Below are 25,282 nucleotides of genomic sequence, written 5' to 3' on the forward strand. Positions count from 1 at the left end.
GCCAAGGATGCCAAGCATTGCCATGATTTTCCTCGCCTTCCTGCAAGCCCTGCTGCTGCTCGCGCTGGCGCCGCTGATGACCGGTCTGTCGCGCATGATCCGCGCCCGCATGCATTCGCGACGCGGCCCCGGCGTGCTGCAGGACTATCGCGACATCGCCAAGCTGCTCAAGCGCCAGGACGTGGCGCCCGCCGCATCCGGCCCGGTGTTCCGCTTCACGCCCTACATCGTGCTCAGCGCCATGCTGCTGCTGGCGATGGCCCTGCCGGTGCTGAGCCCGCATTCCCTGCTCGGCCCGGTGGCGGACCTGATCACCTTTGTCTACGTCTTCGCCCTGGCGCGTTTCTTCTTCGCCCTCTCCGGCATCGACAGCGGCAGCGCTTTCGCCGGCATCGGCGCCAGCCGCGAGCTGATGATGGGCGTACTGGTCGAACCGACGATGATTCTGTCATTGCTGGTCGTCGCACTGATCGAGGGCACGACCAATCTGGGCAGCATCAGCACGGCCATGGCCGGCGGCCAGCTGCAATCGCCGGTCGCCCTCAGCCTGGCGATGCTGGCCTTCGCCTTCACGGTGTTCATCGAGATGGGCAAGCTGCCCTTCGACATGGCCGAAGCCGAACAAGAACTGCAGGAAGGCCCGCTGACCGAGTATTCCGGTTCGGCGCTGGCCGTGCTCAAGCTGGGGCTGGCGCTGAAAAAAATGGTGCTGGTGCTGTTCCTGCTCGGCGTCTTCCTGCCCTTCGGCAATGCCGGCAGCGACAGCCTGGCGAGCCTGCTCGGCTCGACGCTGGCGGTCGCACTCAAGGTGCTGCTGATCTTCCTGCTGTTCGGCCTGATCGAGAACAGCATGGCGCGCGGCCGCTACATGCTCAGCTCGCGCGTGACCTGGATCGGCTTCGGCGTCGCCGTGCTCGCCTTCGTCTTTTATCTGACTGGTCTCTGACACCATGCAGAACATTGCACTCTGGACCATCCTTCTGCCCCTGGCGGGCGCCGCGCTGAGCCTGCTGGTCGCGCAGCGTCATGCCAAGTGGGTCGCCCTGCTGTTTTCTGCGCTGGCCACCGTCAGCGTAATCGGTCTGGCTTGCGACTTCAATGCCGCCGGCCGCGTGGCGATAAATTACAGCCTGCTGAGCGTCGGCAGCACCCAGCTGATCGGCCTGACGATAGACCGCCTCAGCGTGCTGGTGGCGCTCGCCGTGGTCTCGCTGGGCCTGCTGGTGGTGCTCTATTCGACGGCCTATCTGAGCCTGGGCAACAAGGAGCATCCGCACGAGGGCCGGCCGCGCTACTACGCCTTCCTCTCGCTGTTCATCGCCGCCATGGCGGGCCTCGTGCTCTCGTCAACCATGCTCGGCCAGTTGGTCTTCTTCGAGATCACCGGCGCCTGTTCCTGGGGCCTGATCGGCTATTACGAAAAACCCAAGGCGCAGTACGGCGCGATCAAGGCCTTGCTGATCACGCATCTGGCGTCGATCGGTCTCTACATCGCCGCCGCGCTTCTGTTCAGCCACACCGGCAGCTTCGCGCTGAGCGGACTGGCCAGTCTTGGCGAAGGCGCCAAGCTGGCGATCTTCCTCGGCATCCTGGTTGCCGCCTGGGGCAAGTCGGCCCAGCTGCCGCTGCACGCCTGGCTGCCCGATGCGATGGAAGCGCCAACACCGGTGAGTGCCTATCTGCACGCGGCCTCGATGGTCAAGGTCGGCGTCTACATCTATGCCCGCGCCATCTACTCGGCTGGCCAGGTGCCGCAGCTGATCGGCTGGATCGGCGTGATCATGGCGGTGATCACCATGATCTACAGCTTCCTGCTCTACCTGCCACAGCGCGACATGAAGCGCCTGCTCGCCTACTCGACGATCTCGCAGCTGTCCTTGATCTTCATGGCGCTGTCGCTGTCGATCTTCGGCTCGCAACTGGCCTTCAACGGTGGCATCGCACACATCTTCAACCACGCGTATGCCAAGAGCCTGTTCTTCCTGGTTGCCGGCGCACTCTCCTACACCTGCGGCACGCGCCAGCTGCCGGCGCTGCGCGGTCTGCTGCGTCACCTGCCACTGCTCGGCGTGAGCTTCTGTGTGGCGGCACTGGCGATTACCGGTGTGCCGCCCTTCAACGGCTTCTTCAGCAAATTCCCGATCTTCACGGCAGGCTTCCAGCTCGGCCGCGAACACCTCCTGCTACTGCCCTGTGTGGTGCTGGCGCTGATCGAATCGGTGGCGAGCTTCGCCTGGTTCCTCAAGTGGTTCGGCGCGACCACGCCGGGTGAATCCTCGGAGGCCGTCGTCAACGCTTCGCCGATTCCGCTGGCGATCAAGATCAGCCTGGTCGTGCTGATCATCATGTGCGTGGCATCGAGCTTCATCGCCGCCAGCTGGCTCAACTGAGGACGATAGCCATGAACGGAACCACCATCGTCAATAATCTCGCCGGCCTGCTGATCATCACCTCGCTGCTGCTCATCGCGGCGCGCAGCATCGCCCGCTCGGCCAAACTGTATGCCCTGCAATCGCTGGTGCTGGTCGCCCTGTTCGTCGCCCTGGCGGCGCACTTCGAGGCGCAGGAACTCTACCTGTGGGCGGCCTCGGCCTTCATCACCAAGGTGGTGCTGGTACCGGTGATCCTGCTCAAACTGCTCGGCGCCGTGCATAACGATGAGGACTTGCCCGGCTTGCTCTCGCCGGCCTGGCTGGTGCTGCTGGCGGCGGCCATCGTCGGCCTCTCCTGCTACGCCGTATCCGCCGTGAAGATTGCCGTACTGGCCGATCTCAAGCCGGCGCTGGGCGTCTCGCTCGGCCACTTCCTGCTCGGTCTGCTGTGCATTCTCAGCCAGCGCAACATCATCAAGCAGATCTTCGGCTACTGCCTGATGGAGAACGGCGCCCACCTGACGCTCGCCCTGCTGGCCTGGCGCGCGCCCGAGCTGGTCGAGATCGGCATCGCCACCGACGCCATCTTCGCCGTGCTGATCATGGCCCTGCTGGTCCGCAAGATCCACCGCACGCTGCACACGCTTGACGTGCGGCAACTCACGGCCTTGAAGGGCTGACACCATGCAGTCAATGAATCTTCTCGATACCCTGCTGTGTCTGCCGCTGATCACTGCGCTGCTGGCGTTTGCCACTGGCGCTGCGGGCAAGGCCGCACGCCCGCTGGCAACTCTGGTGCACAGCCTGGGCATCAGCTTGCTGCTGGTGCTCAGTTTCAGCGCGGCCGCTCTGGTACTCAAGGGTGAGGTGCTGAGCAGCCTGCATGACTGGTGCCGGGTCGACTCGCTCGGCGCCATCTTTCTCGCCTTGATCGGTCTGCTCGGCTTCATCACCGGGCTGTACTCGATTGGCTACATGGGCCGCGAGCAGCGCGAGGGGCACATCAGCCTGGCTCAGCTGTGCCGCTATTACGGCATCTTCAATCTCTTCGTGTTCACCATGTTGCTGGCGGTCACCGCCAACAACATCATCATGATGTGGGTAGCCATCGAGGCGACCACGCTGGGCTCGGTCTTCCTGGTCGGCTTTTATGGCAAGCCCGGTTCGCTGGAGGCGGCCTGGAAGTACATCATCATCTGCACCGTCGGTGTCGCCTTCGGCCTCTACGGCGTGGTGCTGGTCTATGCCAACGCCGCCAATGCACTGCCGCAAGCGGGTGATGCGATCTACTGGACGGTGCTGCTGCAGCATGCCGAGCTGCTCGACCCGACGCTCAGCAAGCTGGCCTTCGTCTTCGTGCTGATCGGCTTCGGCACCAAGGCTGGCTTGTTCCCGATGCACGCCTGGCTGCCGGATGCGCACAGCGAAGCACCAAGCCCGATCAGCGCCCTGCTCTCGGCGGTCTTGCTCAATTGCGCGATGCTCGTAGTGCTGCGCTTTGCGATGCTGCTCAGCAAGAGCGTCGGCCCGGCCTTTCCGCAAACCCTGCTGATCGTCTTCGGTCTGCTCTCGGTGGCGGTTGCCGCGTTCTTCATCGTCGTCCAGCGCGACATCAAGCGCCTGCTGGCCTACTCCAGCGTCGAGAACATGGGCTTGATCGCGCTTGCCTTCGGCATTGGCGGACCGCTTGGCGTGCTCGCCGGCCTGCTGCACACCATCAATCACAGTCTCGCCAAGGCGCTGCTGTTCTGCTGCTCGGGCAATGTGCTGCTCAAATACGGCTCGCCACACATGGACAAGGTGCGCGGGCTGCTCAAGGCGGCTCCGCTGACCGGCACCCTGCTGGCCGCCGGCGCGCTGGCCATCGGCGGCGTGCCGCCATTCAACCTGTTCGTCAGCGAGTTCATGATCGTCAGCGCTGGCCTGAGCCTCGGTCACGGCGTGCTGATCGTGGTGCTGCTGTTACTGCTGACCATCGTCCTCGCCGGCCTCGTGCGCATGATCTCGGGCACCGTCTTCGGCGCCGCACCGGCCGAGATTGCCAAAGGCGAAGCGGGCGCACTCACCGTATTGCCCATCGTGCTGCTGATGGCGCTGATGCTGATGATGGGCATCCGCACGCCAGATCCGGTCATGCGGCTGCTGCAAAGCGCCAGCATGGTGGTGCTCGACACCAAGCCATCGCCCACTCAGGCTGCACAGCTTGAACCGGCTGTCGCCACCAGCGCCGTCACGGACGCCGCCTCCATACGTGCAGACGCTGCAGGAAAGCCATGAACATGTCCGCCACACGCGAAGCCAAGACCGGCCAGAATTACCTGCTCGCGCTGCGCGAGCAATTCCCGCACGCGGTGCTCGACGAAGCCTGGCAGACGGCAGACCAGGTCACCATCACGGTCAAGCCGGACAGCTTGCCGGACGTCGTCGCCTGGCTCTACTACGAGCAAGGCGGCTGGTTGTCGGTGCTGTTCGGCAATGACGAGCGCAGCCTCAACGGCAACTTCGCGGTGTATTACGTGCTGTCGATGGAAGGCGTGATCAAGAGCTGGATCGTGGTCAAGGTACTGGTCGATCCGCTGCGCCAGGAATATCCATCCGTCACACCCAAGGTGCCCGCTGCAGTCTGGGGCGAACGTGAAGTCCGCGACATGTACGGTCTGCGTGCGGTCGGCCTGCCGGACGAGCGCCGCCTGGTGCTGCCCGATGACTGGCCCGAGGATCTGCATCCGCTGCGCAAGGACACCATGGGCTACAACCAGCGCCCGGCACCAACGGCGGACACCGAGACGTACCAGTTCGTGAATGAAGGCGGCGAGAGCCGCGTAGTACCGCTGGGCCCCTTGCACATCACCTCGGACGAGCCGGGGCATTTCCGCCTCTTCGTCGACGGCGAGGACATCGTCGATGCCGATTACCGCATGTTCTACGTGCATCGCGGCATGGAAAAGCTCGCCGAGACGCGCATGGACTACGACCAGGTCGCCTTCCTCGCCGACCGCGTCTGCGGCATCTGCGGCTTCACCCATAGCGTGGCCTACGCGACCTCGGTCGAGAATGCACTCGGCATCGTCGTACCGCCGCGCGCGCAGGCGATCCGCACCATCTTCCTCGAAGTCGAGCGCCTGCACAGCCACCTGCTCAACCTCGGTCTGGCCAGTCACTTCGTCGGCTTCGACACCGGCTTCATGCAGTTCTTCCGCGTCCGCGAAAAAGCCATGACCATGGCCGAGCTGCTGACCGGCGCGCGCAAAACCTATGGCATGAACCTGATCGGTGGCGTACGTCGCGACATCCTCAAAGATGAACGCCGCAAGACCCTCAAGCTGATCGCCGAGCTGCGCGCCGAAATCACGCCGCTGGTCGACATGCTGCTGGCCACGCCGAACTTCAAGCAGCGCACGCAGGGCATCGGCCGCCTCGATCCCAAGGTCGCCCGCGACTTCAGCCCGGCCGGTCCGCTGGTGCGCGCCAGCGGCTTCGCCCGCGACATTCGCCACGACCATCCCTACGTCGGCTATGCCGAACCGGCACTCAGCAACCTGCCCTTCAGCCTGCACAGCGAAGAGAGCTGCGATGTGCTGGCGCGCGTGCTGATCCGGGTGCGAGAGTTCTACGACTCGCTGGCGATGATCGAATACAGCCTTGATAACCTGCCTGAAGGGCCGATCCTCATCGAGGGCTTCAGCTACACCCCGCACGCCTTTGCGCTGGGCTTTGCCGAAGCGCCGCGCGGCGAAGACATCCACTGGAGCATGCTCGGCGACAACCAGAAGCTCTACCGCTGGCGCTGCCGCGCCCCCACCTATGCCAACTGGCCGCCCCTGCGTTACATGCTGCGCGGCAATACGGTGTCTGACGCGCCGCTGATCGTCGCCAGCATCGACCCCTGTTACTCCTGCACTGACCGCGTGACCCTGGTCGATGTGAACAAGGGCAAATCCACCACCGTCCCGTACAAGGAAATTGAACGGTACGGCCGCGAACGCACTGATTCACCCCTGCGTCGCCGCTGAAGCAAGGGAGCGCGCATGTTCAAACTACTGAAGATCATTTCCAAAGCAGGCGAGGCGACGGAGAAATATCCCTTCGCGCCCTACCCTGTCAGCCCGGGTTTCCGTGGCAAGCCCGAACTCATCGCCGAGCAGTGCATTGCCTGCGCCGCATGCGTCGTCGCCTGCCCGCCGAATGCATTGAGCATGCACACCGACACTGCAGCCGGCACGCGCACCTGGGCGCTGAATTTGGGACGCTGCATTTTTTGCGCACGCTGTGAGGAAGTCTGCCCGACGCAGGCGATCAGTCTGTCGCCCGATTTCGAGCTGGCCGTCGGCAGCAAGGCGGATCTGCTGCAGCAAGCGAGCTTCAGCCTCAGCCACTGTGTGCGTTGCGATACTGCATTCGCGCCAAGCAAGGAAATCGACTACGCCCTGGCTCTGCTGCAACAAGGCGGCCTGCCGGAGAGCCAGCTGGCTGCCGCGCGTGCCGAGCTGAGCACCTGCCCGGAATGCAAGCGCAAGCTGGCGCTGGCCGCCCTCGAACCCGCGCAGCACCTGCGCGCACAGACAGGAGCACGCGCATGAACGGCCCCTTGCCCTCGACCATGAACTTCGCACCACGCGATGCGGACGGCATGCCGGTGCCAATCACTGAAAGCGAACACAGCGCACAGCTCAAACGCAGCCTGCTCAAGGACATCCAGCGCTCGGCCTATGTCTATCGCGTCGACTGCGGCGGCTGCAATGGCTGCGAGATCGAAATCTTCGCTGCCATCACACCGATCTTCGATGCCGAGCGCTTCGGCATCAAGGTCGTCGCCTCGCCACGCCACGCCGACATCCTGCTGTTTACCGGTGCAGTCACGCGCGCGATGCGCATGCCGGCGATCCGCGCCTATCACGCCGCGCCGGACCCGAAGATCGTCGTCTCCTACGGCGCCTGTGGTTGCAGCGGCGGCATCTTCCACGACCTCTATTGCGTATGGGGCGGCACCGACAAGATCGTACCGGTCGATGTCTATATTCCAGGCTGCCCGCCGACGCCGGCGGCGACCATCCATGGTTTTGCCGTTGCGCTGGGTCTGCTGGATCAGAAGCTCAAGGCCTCGCATCACCAGCAGGCCGAGAACGAGCAGGCCACGCTGCCGCACAAAGCCGTCGCCCTGGACATCCGCGTGCTCATCGAGAGCGAGGCGCGGCGCATGGCGGGCTATCGCCACGGCACACTGATCGCCGACAGCTTCATGGCGCTGATGGCAGAAAGCAGTGATGTGCGCGACTTTGACGCGCGCGTCGTACAACATCTGCGGCAAGAGGAAGACCCGCGCCTCGCCGAGATCTTCAAACGCCTGCAAAGCGTCTGCGAGACGCCCGGAGTACGCACATGAGCACCGCGCTTGCTGCGGGAACAGGGGCACCGCGCGTCATCTTCTACCAGCTCGGACAGAAGTTCCTCGACCGTCAGGAAGACATGCCGGGTGAGGCCAAACAGGTCGTCTACTATTCACTGGCCATCGGCCATCACATTGGTGTGATTGACTGCCTGCAGCCAATCATCCGCTGCACGCTCGCCGAATACGAGGCCTGGATCAGCTTGCTCGATGCAGGTGCTGCACGCAGCAAGCTCGAAGGCCTGAGCAAGTGGGGCGAAATCAACATCGACATCAGCCACACCCAGCTGCTGGCCAAAGCCATCGATGCCGCCAGGCCCGCCTTCGACGCACAGCAGGCGCAATGGGCCGGCACCCTGATGAATGCGCTGCAAGCCATCGAACAAGAGCCGGCGATCTATCTCATCGCGCGACGCCGGGACTGAAGCCATGCCGAATGTCATCCTCACCGTCGGCAACAGCATGATGGGCGACGATGGTGCCGGCCCACTGCTGGCCGAGTTGCTGAATCAGCAAGCACTACCGGGATGGGTGGTCATCGACGGTGGCTCGACGCCCGAAAACGTCGCGCATGAAGTCGAGGCACTCAAGCCGCCGCGTGTGTTGATCGTCGACGCGGCCGAGATCGGCCTGACTGCGGGCGAAATACGCCTCATCGACGATCAGCAGATCGCCGAGCTCTTCATCATTACCACCCATAACCTGCCGCTGAGCTTTCTGATTGAGGGCTTGCGCGCAAGCATCCCCGAGATCTTGTTTCTCGGCATACAGACAGAAATCGTCGCTTTCGGATGCCCGATGAGTGACGCAGTTCGCCATGCGGTTCACACGCTGCATGCGCAATTACTCGCCGGCCAGGACCCGGCAGACTTTGAAACTTTACAGGGAGCAGAACAATGACAATCTGGGGCACTCATGTCTTTGCCAAACCATTGGGGCGCTGCGTGGACCTGCTGCGTGCGCAGCAAACGCCGGCCAGCATGCCCGCATTGAATAACCTGATCCGCACACTGGACGAGTACCTGCAGGCCACCGACATCGCGGCCCGTGACGTTTTCCGCAAAGCCATCGGTCGGCCGACCGACGGCGGCATTGCGCTCACCCACCCGGAAGCAGATCAGCGCCCGGCGCTGTTGAGCGATGCAGACATCAAGGCTATCTACCTCGCCAGCTGTGCCGCCGAAATGCCCGCCGAACAACAACAGGCCCTGCTCAGCTTTGCACGCGCCATCGAAGCACAGAGCCGCATTCAGAGCAGCTCGGGCGCCTGAGCTGCAAGGCAGCGCGCGCTGCGCTGCTGGAAGTTTGACACTCACCCCAAGGCTGACAGCTTTGTCAGCCTTTTTCTTACTCGTGCACTCGATCCAGCTCACAGCGCACGCTAGATTTCAGCGCGATGTCATTGTCACAACTTAACGCCACTTACATCTACATACAATTCCCGACAAAAAGCACACGCTCAGCAACCTAGTATGCAGAGGATCTACAACATCCAAGGTTACTCATGAGCATGCTCAGCATTCTGCACGCCATCTCCTGGCGAGCGCCGCGCCCTGCGCCGCGCCGCGAGGCCATAAGGCAGCAGACCGCTCAACCGGGACGCAGGACCACCGCAGATGGCGAGCCGGCCCTGAAAATCGGCTTGCTGATCGACTCCCTGATCGGCGGCGGCGCCGAGCGCATCGTGCTGAATCTGGCGCAGACCTTCCAGGCAATGGGCCATGAGGTCCATGTGATCCTGGTTCGTGATCAGGTCGAACACCAGGTGCCCGCCAGCATCAAGCGTCACGCCCTGTCACAGGACGGCAAGCTTTGCAGCAATCGCGTCCTCAACAAGCTGATGCTGGCCTGGGCGCTCAAACGCACGGTCGCGCGAATCGAATCGAATGGCCAGGCCTTCGACTTTTTCATCTCCAACGCGGAAGATGCTGATCGCATTTCACGCATCGCAGGCCTGGAGAATGTCTACATCCGCTACCGCAATTCCATGCTGGGCTATCTCAATAACAAGCTTGGCAGCAAGACCGGGATCAAGCGCCTGATCCGCAATCTGCGCTGGCGCATGCGCTTTCGCACCATCTACTCAGGCCGCGACATCATCACCGTGGCGGACGCCCTGCAACGCGAAATGGTGGACGAGATCGGCGTACGCCCCAAGTCCATCGTAACCATCTACAACCCCTTCGATTTCGCGCGCATCCGCCAGCAAGGCGAGCTTGGCGGACGGCCGCTGGATGAGCCCTACATCGTGTATGTCGCGAAGATCGAGCAGCGCAAGCGGCAGGACGTGCTGCTGCGCGCCTACGCCGCCAGCCGCAGTCGCCACAGCCACAAGCTGGTGCTGCTCGGCGGCACTTACACGCAATCGGACCGCAACTGGCAAACGCGCATCGAGGGTCTGATTGTCGAACTGGGCTTGCAGGAGCGGGTCATCCTCGCTGGCTTTCACACCAACCCATACCCCTGGATCAAGCACGCGGCGCTGTTTGCCATGTCCTCCGACAACGAGGGCCTGCCCACGGTGCTGATCGAATCGCTGATCCTCGGCACGCCCGTGGTCAGCACGGATTGCCCGACCGGGCCGCGCGAAATCCTCAATGGCCCGCTGACGTCCTTCCTGAGCCCTTGTGGTGACGATGCCGCCCTTGCGCACAACATCGACCGCGTGATTGAAGGCTCTTACCCGGCCATCACGTCACGCCAGCTGCTGCGCTTTCAGGCCACCTACTCAGCAGGCCGTTATCTGGAACATTGCGCGCCGATTCATCACTGAATTCAGGCCGCCTCGGCCTCGCACAGAAAGAGGTTGGGCGCCCCGCGCGCAAAACCTTGCTCGCCCACCAGCACATCAAGCGCGAGGCTGGCCAGATCATCGGCGGCCGGTTCAACGGCAATGTCCTTGGTCTGCATGAAGGTCTTGATATAGCCCTGGCAGCAATCGCAAGTCTCGGCCTGTACTGCGGCATGCGCGCCCTCCAGCGCCAGGTACTGCACCACTTCACCCTGCGTGCACAAGGTGCAGCGCGCGCGGACCGCGTTCCAGCGCGTCGCACAAAGGCTGCATTCCAGATAGCGCAGGCCGGCCTTGCCCTCGCCCGCCATGATGATGCTGCCCAGCGCGGCGCTGCCGCAGCATGGGCAGGCCTCATGCGCTTCGCTCTGTGCCGGCTGTGGCTGCTGCACACGCAGCCGTGCGGCCTGCGCCCACAAGACCTGCATGGCGGCAACGATCAGGAAATGACTGCGCTCCGCAGCAGCCAGTAACTGGCTGCCAGCGGCCATCTGCACGACGCTGCGCGCCTGATCGAGCACAAGGGATTCATCAAGCGCAACAGCAAATCCATCCATGCCATACGCATTGGCATTGAACAGCTGGCGTAGCTGCTCGACCGCAGCAGGTGCGGCGGCCAGCAGATCGGTCTGCGTGGACACTGCCAGTATCGCAGGCGTCGCAGCGAGGCTTTGTTGTGCCTCGGACAAGGCGGCCAACCAGTTCAGCCAAAGGCCCTGGCTGTGCTGTGCGGCCAGGCTGCGAAAACGCGCCGCACGACGCGCAAAGACATCGACGGCAGGTGCCAACAGCAAGGTCGGCGACACCGCCGTGGGCAAGGATTGCGGAGGCAGCATGGTGGTGTGAGGTGCTTGGGGAAAGATGTGTCGAAGCCGGGCATTGTGCAGTCAAGCACACGGCCCGGCGGTGCTACAGCGCTCCGGCGCAGGCTACTTGCCGGTCACCTGACGATACCAGGCGCGGTGATGCTGCTTGGCCCAGGCACGCGTGACCGTGCCGTACCACATGGCGCGCACGGTGCCCTTCACCCAGATCGCGGCATAGACGTGCACCATGATGAAGGCGATCATCACCGCCGCCACTGCGCTGTGCACGACCGCCCCCAGGCGCACGAGGTTGATGTCAAAGCCAAAATAGGCGCGCCAGATCAGAAAGCCCGACAGGGTCATCAGCGTCATGCAGACACCCAGCGACCAGAACAGGGCTTTCTGTCCGCCGTTGTACTTGCCCTGCTCCGGCATGTTGTGGTCGTCGCCGGTCACCATCTCGTTGGCGCGCTTGAGCCACTCCACATCCACCTTGCTCATCCGGTTGATTTTCCAGAAGCGCGCAAAAATGATGAAGAAGGCAATCGCCATCAAGACCCCGATGAAGGGGTGCAGGATGCGCGCCCACACCGCCCCGCCGAACAGCATCGTCAGCGGGAAAAAGGCCGGATGGAAAAAGGCCAGGCCGGAGAGTGCCAGCAGGATGAAGCAGATGCCGATCACCCAATGATTGGCCCGCTCGGACGCGGTATAGCGTTTGAGGTCTTTCGGATCGCGGATCATTACGCTTCCTCCTTCTTGCCCTTGGCCTTCTCAAGTGCATCTTCGTTTTCGATCTCGTCTTCGATCTCCTTCGAGACCTCGTTCGGACCCGCCATCACGTAGTGGAACAAACTCCCCAGCGCAACGCCGGCCAGCGCCAAGGTCGCCAGCGGCTTGGCAAAGCCCTTCCACAGCGAGACCAGCGGACTGATGCTCGGGTTGTCCGGCAAGCCAGCGTAGAGATTGGGCTTGTCCGCGTGATGCAGCACATACATCACATGCGTGCCGCCCACGCCTTGCGGGTCGTAAAGCCCCGCATTGTCGTAACCACGCTTCTTGAGCTGCGCCACGCGCTCGGCGGCGACTTCCTTCATGTCTTCCTTGCTACCGAACTGGATCGCGCCGGTCGGGCAAGTCTTCACGCAGGCAGGCTCCTGACCGACGGCAACGCGGTCCGAACACAGCGAGCACTTGTAGGCCTTGTTGTCCTCCTTCGAGATGCGCGGAATATTGAAGGGGCAGCCGGTCACGCAGTAGCCACAGCCGATGCAGTTTTCTTCGTTGAAGTCGACGATGCCGTTCTTGTACTGGATGATCGCGCCCGGCGAGGGGCAGGACTTCAGGCAGCCAGGATCAGCGCAGTGCATGCAGCCGTCCTTGCGGATCAGCCATTCAAGCTTGCCGTTTTCTTCCGTTTCGGTGAAACGCATCACCGTCCAGGCATCGGCCGACAGATCGGTCGGATTATCGTAGACGCCGACGCAGCTGCCGACTTCGGCGCGGATGTCATTCCATTCGGAACAGGCAACCTGGCAGGCCTTGCAGCCGATGCAGGAGGAAACGTCGATGAGCTTGGCCACTTCCAGCGGGCTGCGCACCTGGGTGGAAGGCGTCGTGGTGGCCGAGCGACGCAGGATGTCGAGAGATTGCAATGGCATGATGTGCGTCCTCAGGCCTTTTCCAGATTGACGAGGAAGGCTTTGTACTCAGGCGTCTGCGTATTGCAGTCACCCACAGCCGGCGGCAGGATGTTGGTGAGGTAGCCCTTCTTGGCCACCGTCTCCCAGCCCCAGTGCAGCGGAATGCCGATCTGGTGCACGGTCTGCTTGTTCACGGTCAGCGGCTTCAGGCGCTTGGTCACCACCGCACGCGCCTTGATGAAGCCACGGTTGGAGCTGACCTTGACCCAGTCGCCCGCCTTGATGCCTTTCTCGCCCGCCAGCACTTCGCTGATCTCGACGAACTGCTCGGGCTGCGCGATCGCGTTGAGGCGCACCGACTTGGTCCAGAACTGGAAGTGCTCGGTCAGGCGATAGGTCGTGCCCACATACGGGAAGTTCTTCGCCGTGCCGAGTCGCTCGCGGTCGGTCTTGAAGATGCGAACCGCCGGGCTGCTGATGACCTTGGGATGCAGCGGATTGGTGCCGATCGGCGACTCCATCGGCTCGTAGTGCTCGGGGAATGGCCCATCGACCAGCTTGTCCACGCTGAACAGGCGCCCGGTCCCTTCTGCATTCATGATGAAGGGACTCATGCCCGACTCAGGCGAGGCGTCGATCTTGAAGTCCGGCACATCGGCGCCGACCCATTTCTCGCCATTCCAGCTGATCAGCTTGCGCGCCGGGTCCCAAGGCTTGCCGGCCGGATCGCATGAGGCACGGTTATAGAGGATGCGGCGATTGGCGGGCCATGACCAGGCCCAGCCCGGCGTATTGCCCAGCCCGGTGTCAGTATTGTCGCGACGCGCCATCTGGTTGCCGGCCTGGGTCCAGCAGCCGGAGAAGATCCAGCAGGCGCAGCTGGTGCTGCCATCGTCCTGCAAGCTTGCAAAGCCCGGCAGCTGCTCGCCCTTTTTGACGAGAACCTTGGTCTTGTCGGCCGGGTCGGGAATATCGGCCAGCGCGCGGCCATTGAGTTCCTTGGCCAGCTCTTCAGGCGTCGGCGATTTCGGATCACGATAAGCCCAGGCGAGATTGAGGATGGGCTCGGCGAGCTTGCCGCCTTCCTTGCGATAGAGATCGCGCAGCGCGACGAAAATCTCGCCGATGATTTCCTGATCGGACTTCGCCTCTCCCGGCGGCTCGGCACCCTTGAAGTGCCACTGCAACCAGCGACCGGAATTGACGATGGCGCCATCTTCCTCGGCAAAGCAGGTCGACGGCAGGCGGAACACTTCGGTCTGGATGCTGGCGGAATCGACGTTATTGGATTCGCCCTGATTCTTCCAGAAGGTCGAAGTCTCGGTCGCGATGGGATCGATAATGACCATGTACTTGAGCTTGGCGAAAGACTCCGAGACCTTGTGCGCATCAGGAAAGGACGCCGAAGGATTGAAGCCCTGCACAATGAAGCCATTGATCTTGCCCTGGTGCATCAGCTCGACGATCTGCAGCACGTCGTACAACTTGTCCCACTTGGGCAGCCAGTCGTAGCCCCAGTTGTTGTCCTTGGTAGCCTTGTCGCCCCAGAACCACTTCATCAGGCTCACAAAGAACTTGGGCGTGTTGCCCCAGTAATTGAGCTGGCCCTCACGCAAGGGCTTGGGCGTAGTCTGCGCAAGATAAGCGTCAAAGGTCGGATGAAGCTTCTCGTTGGGCAAGGTCAGATAACCGGGCAGCGAGGTCGACAGCAGGCCCAGATCCGACAAGCCCTGGATGTTCGAGTGGCCGCGCAAGGCATTGACGCCACCACCCGGCATGCCGATATTGCCCAGTAGCAGCTGGATCATCGCCATGGTGCGGATGTTCTGCGAACCCGTGGTGTGCTGCGTCCAGCCCAGCGCGTAGAGGATGGTGCCGGCCTTGTTGGCGGCCGCCGTCTCGCCGAGCAATTCGCAGACCTTGAGGAAGCCCTCTTTGGGGCTGCCGGTGATGTCATTGACCACATCGGGCGTGTAGCGCGCGTAATGTGCCTTGAGCAGGTTCCACACGCAGCGCGGGTGCAGCAGCGTCGGGTCGGACTTGATGATGCCTTTGGCATCCAGCTCGTAGTTCCAGCTGGCGCGGTCGTACTTGCCCTTTTCCGCATCGAAGCCGGAGAACAGGCCTTCGTCGAAACCGTAGCCTTCCTGGATGATGGCATCGGCATTGGTGTAAGCCTTGACGTAATCCCACTGGATCTTGTCGTTGGCGATCAGCCAGTTGATGATGCCGCCGAGGAAGACGATGTCGGAGCCGGCGCGGATCGGCACGTAGTGATCCGCTACCGAAGCCGTGCGGTTGAAGCGCGGATCGACAACGACCATCTTGGCGCCGCGCTGCTTCATCGCCTCGATGGCCCAGCGGAAGCCCACCGGATGCGCTTCAGCCGCATTGCCGCCCATCACCAGCACGAAGTCGGCGTTCTTGATGTCGACCCAGCTATTGGTCATTGCGCCACGGCCGAAGGTCGAAGCTAGCGCAGAGACTGTCGGGCCGTGACAGACGCGCGCCTGCGCATCGGTCGCCACGATGCCCAGCGAGCGCATGAACTTCTGCGTCAGGATGCCGGTTTCATTGGAGGATGCGGACGCCGTCAGCATCGCCGTGCTGGTCCAGCGATTGAGCGGAACACCCTCCGCGTTCTTCTCCTGCACATTGGCGTCACGGTCAGCCTTCATGTGCTTGGCGATGCGGCCGATGGCCTCGTCCCAGCTGATGCGCTTCCATTCGCTGCTGCCTGCTTCGCGCACTTCGGGATACTTGAGGCGGCCGGGGCTGTGCACAAAGTCGAGCAAGCCGGCGCCCTTGGGACACAGCGCGCCACGACTAACCGGGTGATCGGGGTCACCCTCAATGTGCATGATCTCGGCCTTGGCGTTCTTCGCACCGTCGCCCATGCTGTACATCAGCAAACCGCAACCGACCGAACAGTAGGTACAGGTATTGCGAACCTCACGCGCACGCAGCAATTTGTACTGGCGCACTTCGGCACGCGCCTCGTTCGGCGACACGCCCATCACCACCAAACCGGTCGTCCCCACACCGGCTGCCGAAACCCTGAAAAACTGCCGCCGACTGAGCTTGACGCCCGCAGTCGACACGCTCTCTGTCGTCATAAGATCTCTCCCGAATCGCTCAGCGGAATTTAGTCACACGCGTGCCGCTCAGGCATATCCGTACTTTCATCATGGGAATTCGAGTCTACTGGCTGCATCGCGGCCAGCTCGCGCACAAGACTTGATCCAGCGCAAAGAACACCGAAATTGAACCCGTTACGCGGCAGCAGCTTCCGCGCAGCCTGCGCGAAAAAGCCCCTGCATTTGCGCGCGGGAATTGCTGTCGCCAAAGGCGTACAGTGCACCCAAGCCCTGCGTCCATCGGTGCGCGGGACAACACGCGGACAGAGAGATCAGGAGTCAGTCCATGAAGGTTTCAGTGATCGGGATGGGTGCCGTCGGCACCGAGATCGTCGGCTATCTTTTGAATCTGAGCGGGGTGAGCGAGATTGTTGCGGTCGACCGCAACCATGCCAAGGCCGAAGCCGAGATATGGGACTTTGCCCACACCACGGCCTTCACCTACACCAAGAACCCGGCGCTGATCGCCGGCGATTACGCCGCCACGGCGGACAGCGATATCGTCGTCATCACCGCGGGCGCCCAGCTGCAAGCGGGCCAGACGCGCGACGACCTGACGCGCATCAACAGCGGCATCATGCGCACGATCATCGCCGATGTCGAACGCCATTCGCCCGGCGCCGTGGTCATCAATGTCACCAATCCGGTCGATGTGATGACCCAGGTGATGCTGCGCGCCTCATCCTACCCGCGCCAGCGCCTCATCTCAGCCGGCACCTTGATCGATACGGCGCGTCTGCTGCGCATCATCAGCGAGCATCTGCAGCTGGACCCGAAGAACATCGTCGGCTACCTGCTCGGCGACCATGGCGCCACCGGCTTCGTGCCCTGGAGCCTGTGCAATGTGTGCGGGCTCGATGTCGATAGCTACTGCCGCCTCAACGATCTGCCCTTGCTCGACAAGGCCGCGATCCGCCAGCAAACGCTGGATGCCGGCTTTCGCATCTTCGAGCGCAAAGGCAATACCAATCACGGCATTGCCGCCGCGGTGTTCCGCATCATCCGCGCCATCGAAGCCAACGAGCACTCCGTATTGCCGGTCGGCACCTTGCTGCAAGGCGAATACGGCGTCGCTGATCTGGTCATGAGCGTGCCCTGCGTGGTCAATCGCCAAGGCGTGCAGAAGATCCTCGCCTATACCTTCACGGCCGAGGAACAGGCTGCATTCAAGGCTTCAGAGCAGCACCTGCGCCAATTGCTGGCGCTGACCTGAAGCCATCCTGCTCAGAAGCGGTACATGTAGCCCATGCCGAAGATAGGCTGGGTGCGCTTGTCCACCAGCGGGCTATCGACGATGCTGTTGCCCAAGCGACGAACGCCAGCGTCAAGCGAGAGGGATTGATGCTTGTCGATGGCATAGCCAAGGCGCAGCGAAGTGCTCAGGTTGAGCGTCGCACGACCATCATAGGCAGCCCGGTCAAGCCTCGCTTCGGCGGCCTCGACGCCGTAGTAGTAATCCACATACTTGGCGCTCAACCAGTTCATCGACAGACGCGGCTCAAGACTCCAGGGCCCCTGGCGGAAGCTGTGCGCCACACTCAAGGAAGCCTGCGTGCCCTTGCTGTACGCGGAAGCGTCCATCAGCGCCTCGGCCGCCACATCGACCAGCGCGGTGCGCCACAGCAGGCTTGGCCCAACCCAGACACTGCCCTTGCGCTTGTTCATGCCATCCAGAATGTCGGCATCGGATGATTTATAGCCATCGCCCAGCGCAAGACGTGTGCGCAAGGCAAAAGAAACGGCGCCAAGGCTGCCGGCCTTCACGTCAATCCCGGTCCCCGCCACACGCACCCAGCGGTTGTCGTAGTAGAAGTTCGGCAACACCTTGAGTCGGGTATCGGCACCGCTATAAGCCTTTTTCTGCACGCCAAGGCCAAGCCCCAGGCCCCAGCCTGCGCTCGGGCCGGCGTTGCTGACGGGCTCGCTGCTCGCCTCGGCGGCATGCAGCTGAACATTCAAAGATGTGAAGCACAGCGCGCCAAACACAGCACGCGTAAAGAAAGCCCGGATAGTCATAAGTCGATTCCTGTCTGCGCAGCGGCCACCCTGTGCGACCGACCTTACGCTGCGGACTTTGGCCACAATGCCGCCGAATGGTTCAGCCCGCCACGCAAACAAGCTGATCCGGCAAGCGCTAGGGCGCGCTCAGCAAACCAAGTGAGGCGAGAAATGCACGTGTCTCTGCGCGCCATTTATCAGGCTGGTGATAGATGAAATGCCCATCACGCGCTATCGCCGGATACAGCAGCAGCTTCGCCTGTCCGCCTGCGGCAGCGTACGCCGCGTACGCGGCGCGAATGGTCTCGGCCGTATAGCGGCTATCGTTCTCAGCGAAGATCCATAACGAGGGCGGTGTAATGCTCTTGCCCAACACTTCAAAGACACTCACCATGCCCTCATTGAGGCCTTTGGCGGTCTCCCCGGTGGGCGTATCGGTACGGCCACCCGAGAAATTGATGATCGCCTTGACGCCTTCGACCGGTGGTTCCATCAGCCCCAGACAGGCAACCGCAAAGCCGCCGGCAGACTGCCCTGCCATCACCACGCGGCTTGCATCCACCTGCGGCAGACCGCGCACGAAATTCAAGGCGGCCAACCCCTCTTGCAGGTGTGCCTTGCCTTTTTCGAGCAGGCCCGTCGCGGGCCCGATAAAGATGCCACCGGAGCCGGAAAAACGCCGGTAGATGCCATCTGAACGGCCAACGCCCGGGCGTGCGGGAATCGCAACGACAAAACCCATGGCCAGGAATTCATTGGCCATCACCATGTCACGAAACCGCAGATGCCGCCGCAGGCTGGGCGAATCCTCCACGTCACCATGATTGAAGACCAGCAAGGGGAAAGGCCCCTTCCCTGGCGGTGTAAAGACGCTCACTTCAATTTTGTTTTTGCCGAACAAGCCCCGGCTCGCCCCTTCCACCATGAACACCGATTCGTCATAGGAGAGTGCTGCCGGATTGGCCCCCAGGCTTGCCGGCGCCGATTCACCTGCGATCCAGCGCGAGAGCAGATCGGCATACTCTGCATCCAGACCGACCAGGCCGGTATTGGAATTGGTCACGCAACGCGGCTGTCGCTCGGGGCGCGCGTGCCCCGCCCCGACAAACTGCCAATGCGCAGCGGCCGCAACTTCACGCGCTTCCGGCGTGGGCGTGAGATCGCACCAATGACTGAGCGGCTGGATGACCAGACCACGCGTTTTGATGCCGCTCAGTGAGTCATCACGGTGAATCCCCAGCTGCCCGCTGGTAATGACATAGCCATCAACACCCGATATGCGCTCTCGCGCAGCGTAAATGAGCGAGGTGGCGCCCGCAATATAACCGTGGAGGACCACCGGCACACCTGGCAAGCGCTTGTGCGCTTCCGCCACCAGCGCCTCAATATCGCGTAGATGCGTGTAGCTTTCGCGCCAGTTGAAATCGATGCCGCCACTGCGATCCGATGGCGCAGCGGGCGTCAGGATGGCGATTCCCTTGTCCAGCAGACGCTGGCGTACGCGGTTCAGCGGCGTGGTCGGCTGGCCATAACTGACTGCACCGCCTTCGTATTTGATGAGATCCTTGGTATTGCCGGTATCGAAGGAAATCAGCACTGCGCTGGGCCGCACGGCGGGCAGATCAGCGAGCACCGGAAGGCTCACCGCTTTGCCCTCCTCATCGCTACGCGTGGCCAGCGTCCATAATTCAGGCGCTGCCCAAAGCGGCGCAGCGCCCGCGAAGCTCAAGACAAAAACGAACAGAATCCGCAAGAAACGGCAGCGCATTGCTCCTCCCCAATTCAGCTTGTCATGGTTTTGCCATCAGCATATCAGGAAGCGCGCACCCCGCGCTTTGATCCACGCCCAAGCCCCTGCAAGACGCGTCTATTGGCTGCGCTGGCGTCTTTGCTCGAACAGGCAGATCGCAGCAGCAGCCGCCACGTTGAGGGACTCGGTCCCGCTGGCCATCGGGATCTGCGCCAGACGCGTGGCGCACGCCAGCACTCCGGCACTGAGTCCGCGCCCTTCCGAACCAAACATCCAGGCGACGGGGGGACGCAGATCGATGGCAAAGAGGTTTTCGGCACGCGGGTCCAGCGCTGTGGCAAGGATCTCGCCGGGCCATTGCGCCAGCAGCTCATCCAAGGCAACGTGCTCGTGGATCTGCAGCACGAAATGTGCGCCCATACCCGCGCGCAAAACCTTCGGCGACCAGGCCTGCGCGCACTGCGCACTCAGGAACACCTGCTGGATACCGGCCGCCGCCGCAGTGCGCAACAGCGTGCCGAGATTGCCGGCATCCTGCACGCCTTCGAGCAACAGGATGTCGCCCGTCGCGCCTGCAAACGATACGGCAGCAGGAACAGGCAGCGCGATCTCGGCCAGGACGCCGCTGGGCGTTTCAACCGGGCTGAGCTGGCGCAGCAAGGCGTCGGAGAGTTCAAGCAGCTCGCAGCTGGGCGGCAGGCGTTCGAGCAAGGCCGTGACGAGTTCCTGCGTTTGGGCGCGCGCGCCGAGCACCACGCGGCGTGGCGCAATGCCGGCATCGAGAGCTGCGCGCAGCAAGTGATCGCCATCGAGCAGACTCGCAGCCTGCTCGCGGCGATAGCGCGCATCCTCGACCAGTGCACGCAAATGCTTGAAGAGCGGATTGTCGCGAGACTGGATGAGCTTCATCGCGGCTCAGTCGAACAAACGCTTCTGCGACACGGCTGCGCGCACGGGGCCGAAACTCAGGCGGTGATGCGGTGTCGGCCCCAGACGTGCCAGCACCTCAAGATGCATGGCCGTCGGATAGCCCTTGTGCTGCTCGAATCCGTATTCTGGATACTGCTGATGCAAAGCCACCAGCTGGGCATCGCGATGCGTCTTGGCCAGAATGGAGGCGGCGGAGATAGCCGGCTCGGTGGCATCGCCTTTGACAATCGCCCGCGCCGCCATCTGCAAACCCGGCGGTATGCGATTGCCATCGATGAGCGCTTCGCCCGGCTGCCGGGACAGGCCTTCGATGGCGCGGCGCATCGCCAGCATGGTGGCATGCAGGATATTGAGCCGGTCGATCTCTTCAACACTGGCCTCGGCAATTGACCAGGCCAGTGCGTCGCGCTTGATCAGCGGCGCGAGTCGGTCACGCGCCGCTTCGGAGAGCTTCTTGGAATCCGCCAGGCCGGCAATCGGCCGCGCCGGATCGAGGATCACCGCTGCCGCGACGACCGCACCGCAGAGCGGGCCACGGCCGGCTTCATCGACGCCGCAGACGAGCATCATCGGCGTCTCAGCAAGGGCAGAATGGCCTGCGCAGCGCGCTCGGCATGGCCCTGTCGCAAGCTCTGGTGCATGGTATCGAAGCGCTCGCTCAGCGCACGGCAGGCCTCGCGGTCGTACAGCCATTTCTCGATGGCTGCCGCCATAGCGGCCGGATCGACGGCGTCCTGGATGAATTCCGGCACCAGCATTTCGCGCGCGAGGATATTGGGCAAGCCGACGTAAGGCAGATAGGCCAGGCGCTTCATGATCTGGTAGGACAGATTCGCCAGACGATAGGCAATCACCATCGGGCGTTTGAGCAGGGCCGCCTCCAGCGTCGCCGTGCCGCTGGCCACCAGCACCACATCGGCAGCGCGCATCGCGTCATGCGAATGCCCGAACAGGATGCGGATCGGCAGATCCTGCGCCTGCGCGCGGTAGATCGCCGCCTCGAAAATCTCGCGGGTGTGACGCGTCACCATCGGCACCAGAAAACGCAGTGTGCTATCCGACTCATAGAGGCGCTGTGCCGTCGCGACAAAGCTGTCAGCCAGACGGCTGACCTCGCCATTGCGACTACCCGGCAGCATCGCCACGATGCGCGCATCGGGCGCCAGGCCCAGCAATTCGCGCGCGCCGGCTTGATCAGAATGCAGCGGGAATTCGTCGGCCAGCGGGTGGCCGACAAAGTGCGCCTGCACGCCGTGACGGGCGTACAAGGCCGGTTCGAAGGGGAACAGGCATAGCACGCAATCGGCTGCGCGCTTGACCTTGAACACGCGCTTGCCACGCCAGGCCCAGATCGAGGGGCTGATGTAATGCACGGTCGGCACGCCTGCGCCACGCAGTTTCTCTTCCAGCCAGAGATTGAAGTCCGGCGCGTCGACACCGATGAAGAGATCCGGCGGATCCGCCTTGAGGCGCTTGAGCACTTGCTTGCGGATGCCGGAGAGCTCGCGATAGCGCTTGAGCGCATCGACGTAGCCGTTGACTGCCAGGGTCTCGGCCGGCCACCAGGCCTCAAAGCCCTCCGCCTCCATCTTCGGGCCACCGATGCCGCAGAACTTGAGCTGCGGCAGATGCTGGCGCAAGGCGCGCATCAGATGGCTGGCCAGCAAATCGCCCGAAGCTTCCCCCGCCACCATGGCAATGCGCATGAAGAGCCTCCGCGCGGGTCAGCGAACGATGCCGCGGCCGGATTCAGCGATGAAATCGCTGAACACCTTCAGCTCGGGCGTCTGGCTGGCCATCTCGGCAATCGCTGCACGTGCCTCATCGAGCGTCAGGCCCTGGCGATACAGCACCTTGTAGGCACGCTTGATCTGCGCAATCGCTTCGGGCGTGAAACCGCGCCGTTTGAGACCTTCGCTATTGATGCCATGCGGTGCCGAGGGATTGCCCGAGGCCGTGACATAGGGCGGCAGATCCTGCAGCAGCACGGTGCTGACGCCGCAGAAGCTGTGAGCACCAATACGCACGAACTGATGCACGCCGGTAAAACCGCCCAACGTGACCCAGTCGCCAACGATGACGTGGCCGGCCAGGGTCGCGTTGTTGGCAAAAGTCGTGTGATTGCCGACATGACAATCGTGTGCGATGTGCACGTAGGCCATGATCCAGTTGTCGCTGCCGACACTGGTCAGCCCGCCCGCGCCCGGCACGCCGAGGTTGAACGAGCAGTACTCACGGATGACATTGCGGTCACCGATGGTGAGCAAGGTCGGCTCACCCTTGTACTTCTTGTCCTGCGGCACTTCGCCGATCGAGCAGAACTGGAAGATCTGGTTGTCACGACCGATCGTGGTGTGCCCATCGATGACCACGTGCGACGCCACACGCGTGCCGTCGCCAATGCGCACATGCTCGCCGATGATCGAATACGGCCCGACGCTGACGCCCTCGCCCAGCTCAGCCTTGGGGTGGATGATCGCGGTCGGATGAATCATGGATTTTGCCGGATTGCGCACATGAGATCGGCTTCTGCAGCCACTTCACCGTCGACGCGGGCGACACCTTTGTACTTCCAGATGCCACGCATGGTGCGCTGGATCGACACTTCGAAGCGCAGCTGATCACCAGGCACAACGGGGCGCTTGAAACGCGCATTGTCGATGCCGGCGAAGTACAACACCGAGTTCTCGTCGGGAATCATGTTCTGCGTCTTGAACGAGAGGATCGCAGCTGCCTGCGCCATCGCTTCAAGAATCAGCACGCCCGGCATGACGGGGGCGTGCGGAAAGTGCCCATTGAAGAACTCTTCATTGATGGTGACGTTCTTCAAGGCGTGAATGGTTTCACCCACGACAAGTGATTCGACACGATCAATCAGCAGAAACGGGTAACGGTGCGGGAGGTAGTTCTTGACCTCCAGGATGTCCATCGCGCTCACGACTTGCTCTCCAGTTCTTTCAATCGTTTTTCGAGTTGTTTGAGACGGCTGGCCATCTCGTCCAGATGTTTGATGTGCACGGCATTGCGCAGCCAGTCGTGGTGTTCGATGGCGGGGATGGTCGAGGTGTACATGCCCTTCTCGCTCACCGACTTGCTCATGAACGAGCGACTGGACACCACCACATCATCCGCCACTTCAATATGCCCCATGATGCCGGCCTGGCCCCCCACCATCACACGCTTGCCGAGCTTGGAGCTGCCCGCCATGCCGGCAAAAGCCGCCATGGCGCTGTTATCACCCACCTCGCAGTTATGGGCGATCTGGATCAGGTTATCAAGTTTGACGCCGGAGCCGATGACCGTATCGTCCAGCGCGCCGCGATCAATCGTCGTATTGGCACCGACCTCGACATCATCACCGATGATCGCGCGGCCGATTTGCGGAATCTTTTCCCAGCTGCCGTCCTTGCGTCGCGCAAACCCAAAGCCGTCACCGCCGATCACCGCACCCGAATGCAGGATGCAGCGCGCGCCGATCTGGCTGCCGGCATAGACCACCACATGCGCGTGCAGCAAGGTGTTGGCGCCGATGCGCGCGCCCGCCTCGACCACGCTACCGGGGCCGATGACGACGCCTTCACCGATCTCGCAGCCTTCGCCGACAAAAGCCAACGGCGCCACGCTGACGCTGGCGGGCAGCTCGGAGAGCACCACTGCGCTGGCGTGCACGCCTTGGTACGGTTGGCTCGGCGGATTGAGCAACTGCGCCACGCGGGCGAAGTACAGATAAGGATCATCAACGACGATGCTGGTGCCGGGCCATGCGCCCGCCAGGCTACGCGGCAGGATCACCGCTGCGGCAGCGGTACTCTCCAGCGCCTTGCGATATTTGGCATGCACGACAAAACCGATCTCGTCGGCGCCAGCACGGTCCAGCGGCGCCACTTGCGTGATCAGCACGCGCTCGTCACCGGAAATGTCGCCGCCCAGTGCGTCGACGATACTGCGGATACTCAGGCTCATTTTGAAGAAGAGGGATCGGCCAACAGCTTGATGACCTTGTCGGTAATATCGATACGCGGGTTGAAGTACACCGCGTCCTGCACAATCAGATCGAACTTCTCTGCTTCGGCAACCTGCTTGATGGCCTTGTTGGCGCGCTCCAGCACGCCGGCCATTTCTTCACTCTGGCGCTGGTTACGATCTTCGAGATACTCACGGCGACGCCGCTGGAAATCACGATTGAGATCGCTGAACTCACGCTCCTTGCCGCGCCGCTCAGTCTCGGGCATCAACAGGGAGTTCTTTTCCAGCGCATCCTGCATGGTCTGCAATTGCTTGGCGACACGCTGCAGATCCTGATCGCGCTTCTCGAACTCCTTGTCGAGCTTTTTCTGCACCCGCTGTGCGGGCGCCGACTCACGCATCAGCTTGTCGGCGTTGACGAAGCCCACGCGCACGAAATCGACCGCCAGCGCAGGCGTGGCCAGCAGACAAGCGAGAAGGATGAGCGAGAAGCGCTTCAAGGC

At 62.6% G+C, this 25,282-nt stretch carries 25 protein-coding genes; 12 read left to right on the plus strand and 13 right to left on the minus strand.

All coding sequences use genetic code 11. The annotated features are described in order from the left end of the window. The first annotated feature begins 7 nt into the window (after window positions 1-7). The 11 genes from ABDB84_RS04805 to ABDB84_RS04855 all read left to right on the plus strand — a co-directional run bounded on the left by ABDB84_RS04805 (window position 8) and on the right by ABDB84_RS04855 (window position 10,531). The gene (locus ABDB84_RS04805) at window positions 8-946 is read left to right on the plus strand and encodes a respiratory chain complex I subunit 1 family protein (RefSeq protein ID WP_345918555.1); all 939 of its coding nucleotides are present in this window, start codon (window positions 8-10) and stop codon (window positions 944-946) included. A gap of 4 nt (window positions 947-950) precedes the next feature. Continuing rightward, the gene (locus tag ABDB84_RS04810; protein WP_345918556.1) at window positions 951-2,390 is read left to right on the plus strand and encodes a hydrogenase 4 subunit D; all 1,440 of its coding nucleotides are present in this window, start codon (window positions 951-953) and stop codon (window positions 2,388-2,390) included. A gap of 11 nt (window positions 2,391-2,401) precedes the next feature. Next, window positions 2,402-3,052, plus strand: a complete 651-nt coding sequence (gene hyfE / locus ABDB84_RS04815) for a hydrogenase 4 membrane subunit (RefSeq protein WP_345918557.1) — start codon at window positions 2,402-2,404, stop codon at window positions 3,050-3,052. Window positions 3,053-3,065: 13 nt separating this feature from the next. Continuing rightward, window positions 3,066-4,649 (plus strand): hydrogenase 4 subunit F, encoded by a 1,584-nt coding sequence (locus ABDB84_RS04820; RefSeq protein ID WP_345918558.1) that lies wholly within the window; start codon window positions 3,066-3,068, stop codon window positions 4,647-4,649. 2 nt (window positions 4,650-4,651) lie between these two features. Then, a complete protein-coding gene (locus tag ABDB84_RS04825) occupies window positions 4,652-6,385 on the plus strand; it encodes a hydrogenase large subunit (protein WP_345918559.1) in 1,734 nt (577 codons plus the stop codon). 15 nt (window positions 6,386-6,400) lie between these two features. Beyond that, entirely contained in the window at window positions 6,401-6,952 is a 552-nt protein-coding gene (locus tag ABDB84_RS04830; protein ID WP_345918560.1) for a formate hydrogenlyase complex iron-sulfur subunit, read from the plus strand. Between the two features lie 50 nt (window positions 6,953-7,002). Continuing rightward, complete coding sequence (locus ABDB84_RS04835; RefSeq protein ID WP_345918988.1) at window positions 7,003-7,755, plus strand: NADH-quinone oxidoreductase subunit B family protein; 753 nt, start codon at window positions 7,003-7,005, stop codon at window positions 7,753-7,755. Then, window positions 7,752-8,183: a formate hydrogenlyase maturation HycH family protein gene (locus ABDB84_RS04840; protein ID WP_345918561.1), complete on the plus strand. Its 432-nt coding sequence runs from the start codon at window positions 7,752-7,754 to the stop codon at window positions 8,181-8,183. Before ABDB84_RS04835 ends, ABDB84_RS04840 begins: the two co-directional genes overlap by 4 nt. A gap of 4 nt (window positions 8,184-8,187) precedes the next feature. Beyond that, window positions 8,188-8,658: a hydrogenase maturation peptidase HycI gene (gene hycI / locus ABDB84_RS04845; RefSeq protein WP_345918562.1), complete on the plus strand. Its 471-nt coding sequence runs from the start codon at window positions 8,188-8,190 to the stop codon at window positions 8,656-8,658. Beyond that, window positions 8,655-9,029 (plus strand): hypothetical protein, encoded by a 375-nt coding sequence (locus ABDB84_RS04850; RefSeq protein ID WP_345918563.1) that lies wholly within the window; start codon window positions 8,655-8,657, stop codon window positions 9,027-9,029. The genes hycI and ABDB84_RS04850 overlap by 4 nt, the downstream gene beginning before the upstream one ends. A 233-nt stretch (window positions 9,030-9,262) precedes the next feature. Further along, on the plus strand, window positions 9,263-10,531 hold the full coding sequence (locus tag ABDB84_RS04855; protein WP_345918564.1) for a glycosyltransferase: 1,269 nt from the start codon (window positions 9,263-9,265) through the stop codon (window positions 10,529-10,531). Between the two features lie 2 nt (window positions 10,532-10,533). On the opposite strand, the gene ABDB84_RS04860 is transcribed toward ABDB84_RS04855, so the two are convergent. The 4 genes from ABDB84_RS04860 to fdnG form a co-directional block, all read right to left on the minus strand. Further along, the gene (locus ABDB84_RS04860; protein ID WP_345918565.1) at window positions 10,534-11,385 is read right to left on the minus strand and encodes a formate dehydrogenase accessory protein FdhE; all 852 of its coding nucleotides are present in this window, start codon (window positions 11,383-11,385) and stop codon (window positions 10,534-10,536) included. 93 nt (window positions 11,386-11,478) lie between these two features. After that, entirely contained in the window at window positions 11,479-12,099 is a 621-nt protein-coding gene (locus tag ABDB84_RS04865; protein WP_345918566.1) for a formate dehydrogenase subunit gamma, read from the minus strand. After that, window positions 12,099-13,016, minus strand: coding sequence for a formate dehydrogenase subunit beta (gene fdxH, locus ABDB84_RS04870; RefSeq protein ID WP_345918567.1), 918 nt, complete (start codon window positions 13,014-13,016; stop codon window positions 12,099-12,101). The genes ABDB84_RS04865 and fdxH overlap by 1 nt, the downstream gene beginning before the upstream one ends. Before the next feature lie 11 nt (window positions 13,017-13,027). Beyond that, entirely contained in the window at window positions 13,028-16,114 is a 3,087-nt protein-coding gene (gene fdnG, locus ABDB84_RS04875) for a formate dehydrogenase-N subunit alpha (protein WP_345918568.1), read from the minus strand. A 307-nt stretch (window positions 16,115-16,421) separates the two neighbouring features. Between fdnG and ABDB84_RS04880 the strand changes: the two genes are divergently transcribed. Further along, entirely contained in the window at window positions 16,422-17,348 is a 927-nt protein-coding gene (locus tag ABDB84_RS04880; protein ID WP_345918569.1) for a malate dehydrogenase, read from the plus strand. A gap of 11 nt (window positions 17,349-17,359) precedes the next feature. Here ABDB84_RS04880 and ABDB84_RS04885 read toward each other — a convergent pair whose 3' ends face one another. The 9 genes from ABDB84_RS04885 to ABDB84_RS04925 form a co-directional block, all read right to left on the minus strand. Further along, the gene (locus tag ABDB84_RS04885; protein WP_345918570.1) at window positions 17,360-18,151 is read right to left on the minus strand and encodes a MipA/OmpV family protein; all 792 of its coding nucleotides are present in this window, start codon (window positions 18,149-18,151) and stop codon (window positions 17,360-17,362) included. Window positions 18,152-18,269: 118 nt separating this feature from the next. Then, window positions 18,270-19,778: a dienelactone hydrolase family protein gene (locus ABDB84_RS04890; RefSeq protein ID WP_345918571.1), complete on the minus strand. Its 1,509-nt coding sequence runs from the start codon at window positions 19,776-19,778 to the stop codon at window positions 18,270-18,272. Between the two features lie 222 nt (window positions 19,779-20,000). Continuing rightward, window positions 20,001-20,792, minus strand: a complete 792-nt coding sequence (locus tag ABDB84_RS04895; RefSeq protein ID WP_345918572.1) for a TrmH family RNA methyltransferase — start codon at window positions 20,790-20,792, stop codon at window positions 20,001-20,003. A gap of 6 nt (window positions 20,793-20,798) precedes the next feature. Then, window positions 20,799-21,383 (minus strand): ribonuclease HII, encoded by a 585-nt coding sequence (gene rnhB / locus ABDB84_RS04900; protein WP_345918573.1) that lies wholly within the window; start codon window positions 21,381-21,383, stop codon window positions 20,799-20,801. Further along, window positions 21,380-22,519 (minus strand): lipid-A-disaccharide synthase, encoded by a 1,140-nt coding sequence (gene lpxB / locus ABDB84_RS04905; protein WP_345918574.1) that lies wholly within the window; start codon window positions 22,517-22,519, stop codon window positions 21,380-21,382. Before lpxB ends, rnhB begins: the two co-directional genes overlap by 4 nt. 18 nt (window positions 22,520-22,537) lie before the next feature. Further along, window positions 22,538-23,308 (minus strand): acyl-ACP--UDP-N-acetylglucosamine O-acyltransferase, encoded by a 771-nt coding sequence (lpxA, locus tag ABDB84_RS04910; protein ID WP_345918575.1) that lies wholly within the window; start codon window positions 23,306-23,308, stop codon window positions 22,538-22,540. Then, on the minus strand, window positions 23,305-23,742 hold the full coding sequence (gene fabZ / locus ABDB84_RS04915; RefSeq protein WP_345918989.1) for a 3-hydroxyacyl-ACP dehydratase FabZ: 438 nt from the start codon (window positions 23,740-23,742) through the stop codon (window positions 23,305-23,307). Before fabZ ends, lpxA begins: the two co-directional genes overlap by 4 nt. A gap of 5 nt (window positions 23,743-23,747) precedes the next feature. Beyond that, window positions 23,748-24,776: a UDP-3-O-(3-hydroxymyristoyl)glucosamine N-acyltransferase gene (gene lpxD, locus ABDB84_RS04920; RefSeq protein WP_345918576.1), complete on the minus strand. Its 1,029-nt coding sequence runs from the start codon at window positions 24,774-24,776 to the stop codon at window positions 23,748-23,750. Then, on the minus strand, window positions 24,773-25,279 hold the full coding sequence (locus ABDB84_RS04925) for an OmpH/Skp family outer membrane protein (protein ID WP_345918577.1): 507 nt from the start codon (window positions 25,277-25,279) through the stop codon (window positions 24,773-24,775). The genes lpxD and ABDB84_RS04925 overlap by 4 nt, the downstream gene beginning before the upstream one ends. Between the last annotated feature and the right edge of the window lie 3 nt (window positions 25,280-25,282).

The sequence above is a fragment of the Uliginosibacterium sediminicola genome (assembly GCF_039631295.1).
Classification (GTDB): domain Bacteria; phylum Pseudomonadota; class Gammaproteobacteria; order Burkholderiales; family Rhodocyclaceae; genus Viridibacterium; species Viridibacterium sediminicola.

Excerpts from the sequence above, each read along its gene's own strand:
- ABDB84_RS04805 (WP_345918555.1), top strand. The coding sequence starts at position 8 with ATGCCAAGCATTGCCATGATTTTCCTCGCCTTCCTGCAAGCCCTGCTG.
- ABDB84_RS04810 (WP_345918556.1), top strand. The coding sequence starts at position 951 with ATGCAGAACATTGCACTCTGGACCATCCTTCTGCCCCTGGCGGGCGCC.
- hyfE (WP_345918557.1), top strand. The coding sequence starts at position 2,402 with ATGAACGGAACCACCATCGTCAATAATCTCGCCGGCCTGCTGATCATC.
- ABDB84_RS04820 (WP_345918558.1), top strand. The coding sequence starts at position 3,066 with ATGAATCTTCTCGATACCCTGCTGTGTCTGCCGCTGATCACTGCGCTG.
- ABDB84_RS04825 (WP_345918559.1), top strand. The coding sequence starts at position 4,652 with ATGTCCGCCACACGCGAAGCCAAGACCGGCCAGAATTACCTGCTCGCG.
- ABDB84_RS04830 (WP_345918560.1), top strand. The coding sequence starts at position 6,401 with ATGTTCAAACTACTGAAGATCATTTCCAAAGCAGGCGAGGCGACGGAG.
- ABDB84_RS04835 (WP_345918988.1), top strand. The coding sequence starts at position 7,003 with ATGCCGGTGCCAATCACTGAAAGCGAACACAGCGCACAGCTCAAACGC.
- ABDB84_RS04840 (WP_345918561.1), top strand. The coding sequence starts at position 7,752 with ATGAGCACCGCGCTTGCTGCGGGAACAGGGGCACCGCGCGTCATCTTC.
- hycI (WP_345918562.1), top strand. The coding sequence starts at position 8,188 with ATGCCGAATGTCATCCTCACCGTCGGCAACAGCATGATGGGCGACGAT.
- ABDB84_RS04850 (WP_345918563.1), top strand. The coding sequence starts at position 8,655 with ATGACAATCTGGGGCACTCATGTCTTTGCCAAACCATTGGGGCGCTGC.
- ABDB84_RS04855 (WP_345918564.1), top strand. The coding sequence starts at position 9,263 with ATGAGCATGCTCAGCATTCTGCACGCCATCTCCTGGCGAGCGCCGCGC.
- ABDB84_RS04860 (WP_345918565.1), bottom strand. The coding sequence starts at position 11,385 with ATGCTGCCTCCGCAATCCTTGCCCACGGCGGTGTCGCCGACCTTGCTG.
- ABDB84_RS04865 (WP_345918566.1), bottom strand. The coding sequence starts at position 12,099 with ATGATCCGCGATCCGAAAGACCTCAAACGCTATACCGCGTCCGAGCGG.
- fdxH (WP_345918567.1), bottom strand. The coding sequence starts at position 13,016 with ATGCCATTGCAATCTCTCGACATCCTGCGTCGCTCGGCCACCACGACG.
- fdnG (WP_345918568.1), bottom strand. The coding sequence starts at position 16,114 with ATGACGACAGAGAGCGTGTCGACTGCGGGCGTCAAGCTCAGTCGGCGG.
- ABDB84_RS04880 (WP_345918569.1), top strand. The coding sequence starts at position 16,422 with ATGAAGGTTTCAGTGATCGGGATGGGTGCCGTCGGCACCGAGATCGTC.
- ABDB84_RS04885 (WP_345918570.1), bottom strand. The coding sequence starts at position 18,151 with ATGACTATCCGGGCTTTCTTTACGCGTGCTGTGTTTGGCGCGCTGTGC.
- ABDB84_RS04895 (WP_345918572.1), bottom strand. The coding sequence starts at position 20,792 with ATGAAGCTCATCCAGTCTCGCGACAATCCGCTCTTCAAGCATTTGCGT.
- rnhB (WP_345918573.1), bottom strand. The coding sequence starts at position 21,383 with ATGATGCTCGTCTGCGGCGTCGATGAAGCCGGCCGTGGCCCGCTCTGC.
- lpxB (WP_345918574.1), bottom strand. The coding sequence starts at position 22,519 with ATGCGCATTGCCATGGTGGCGGGGGAAGCTTCGGGCGATTTGCTGGCC.
- lpxA (WP_345918575.1), bottom strand. The coding sequence starts at position 23,308 with ATGATTCATCCGACCGCGATCATCCACCCCAAGGCTGAGCTGGGCGAG.
- fabZ (WP_345918989.1), bottom strand. The coding sequence starts at position 23,742 with ATGGACATCCTGGAGGTCAAGAACTACCTCCCGCACCGTTACCCGTTT.
- lpxD (WP_345918576.1), bottom strand. The coding sequence starts at position 24,776 with ATGAGCCTGAGTATCCGCAGTATCGTCGACGCACTGGGCGGCGACATT.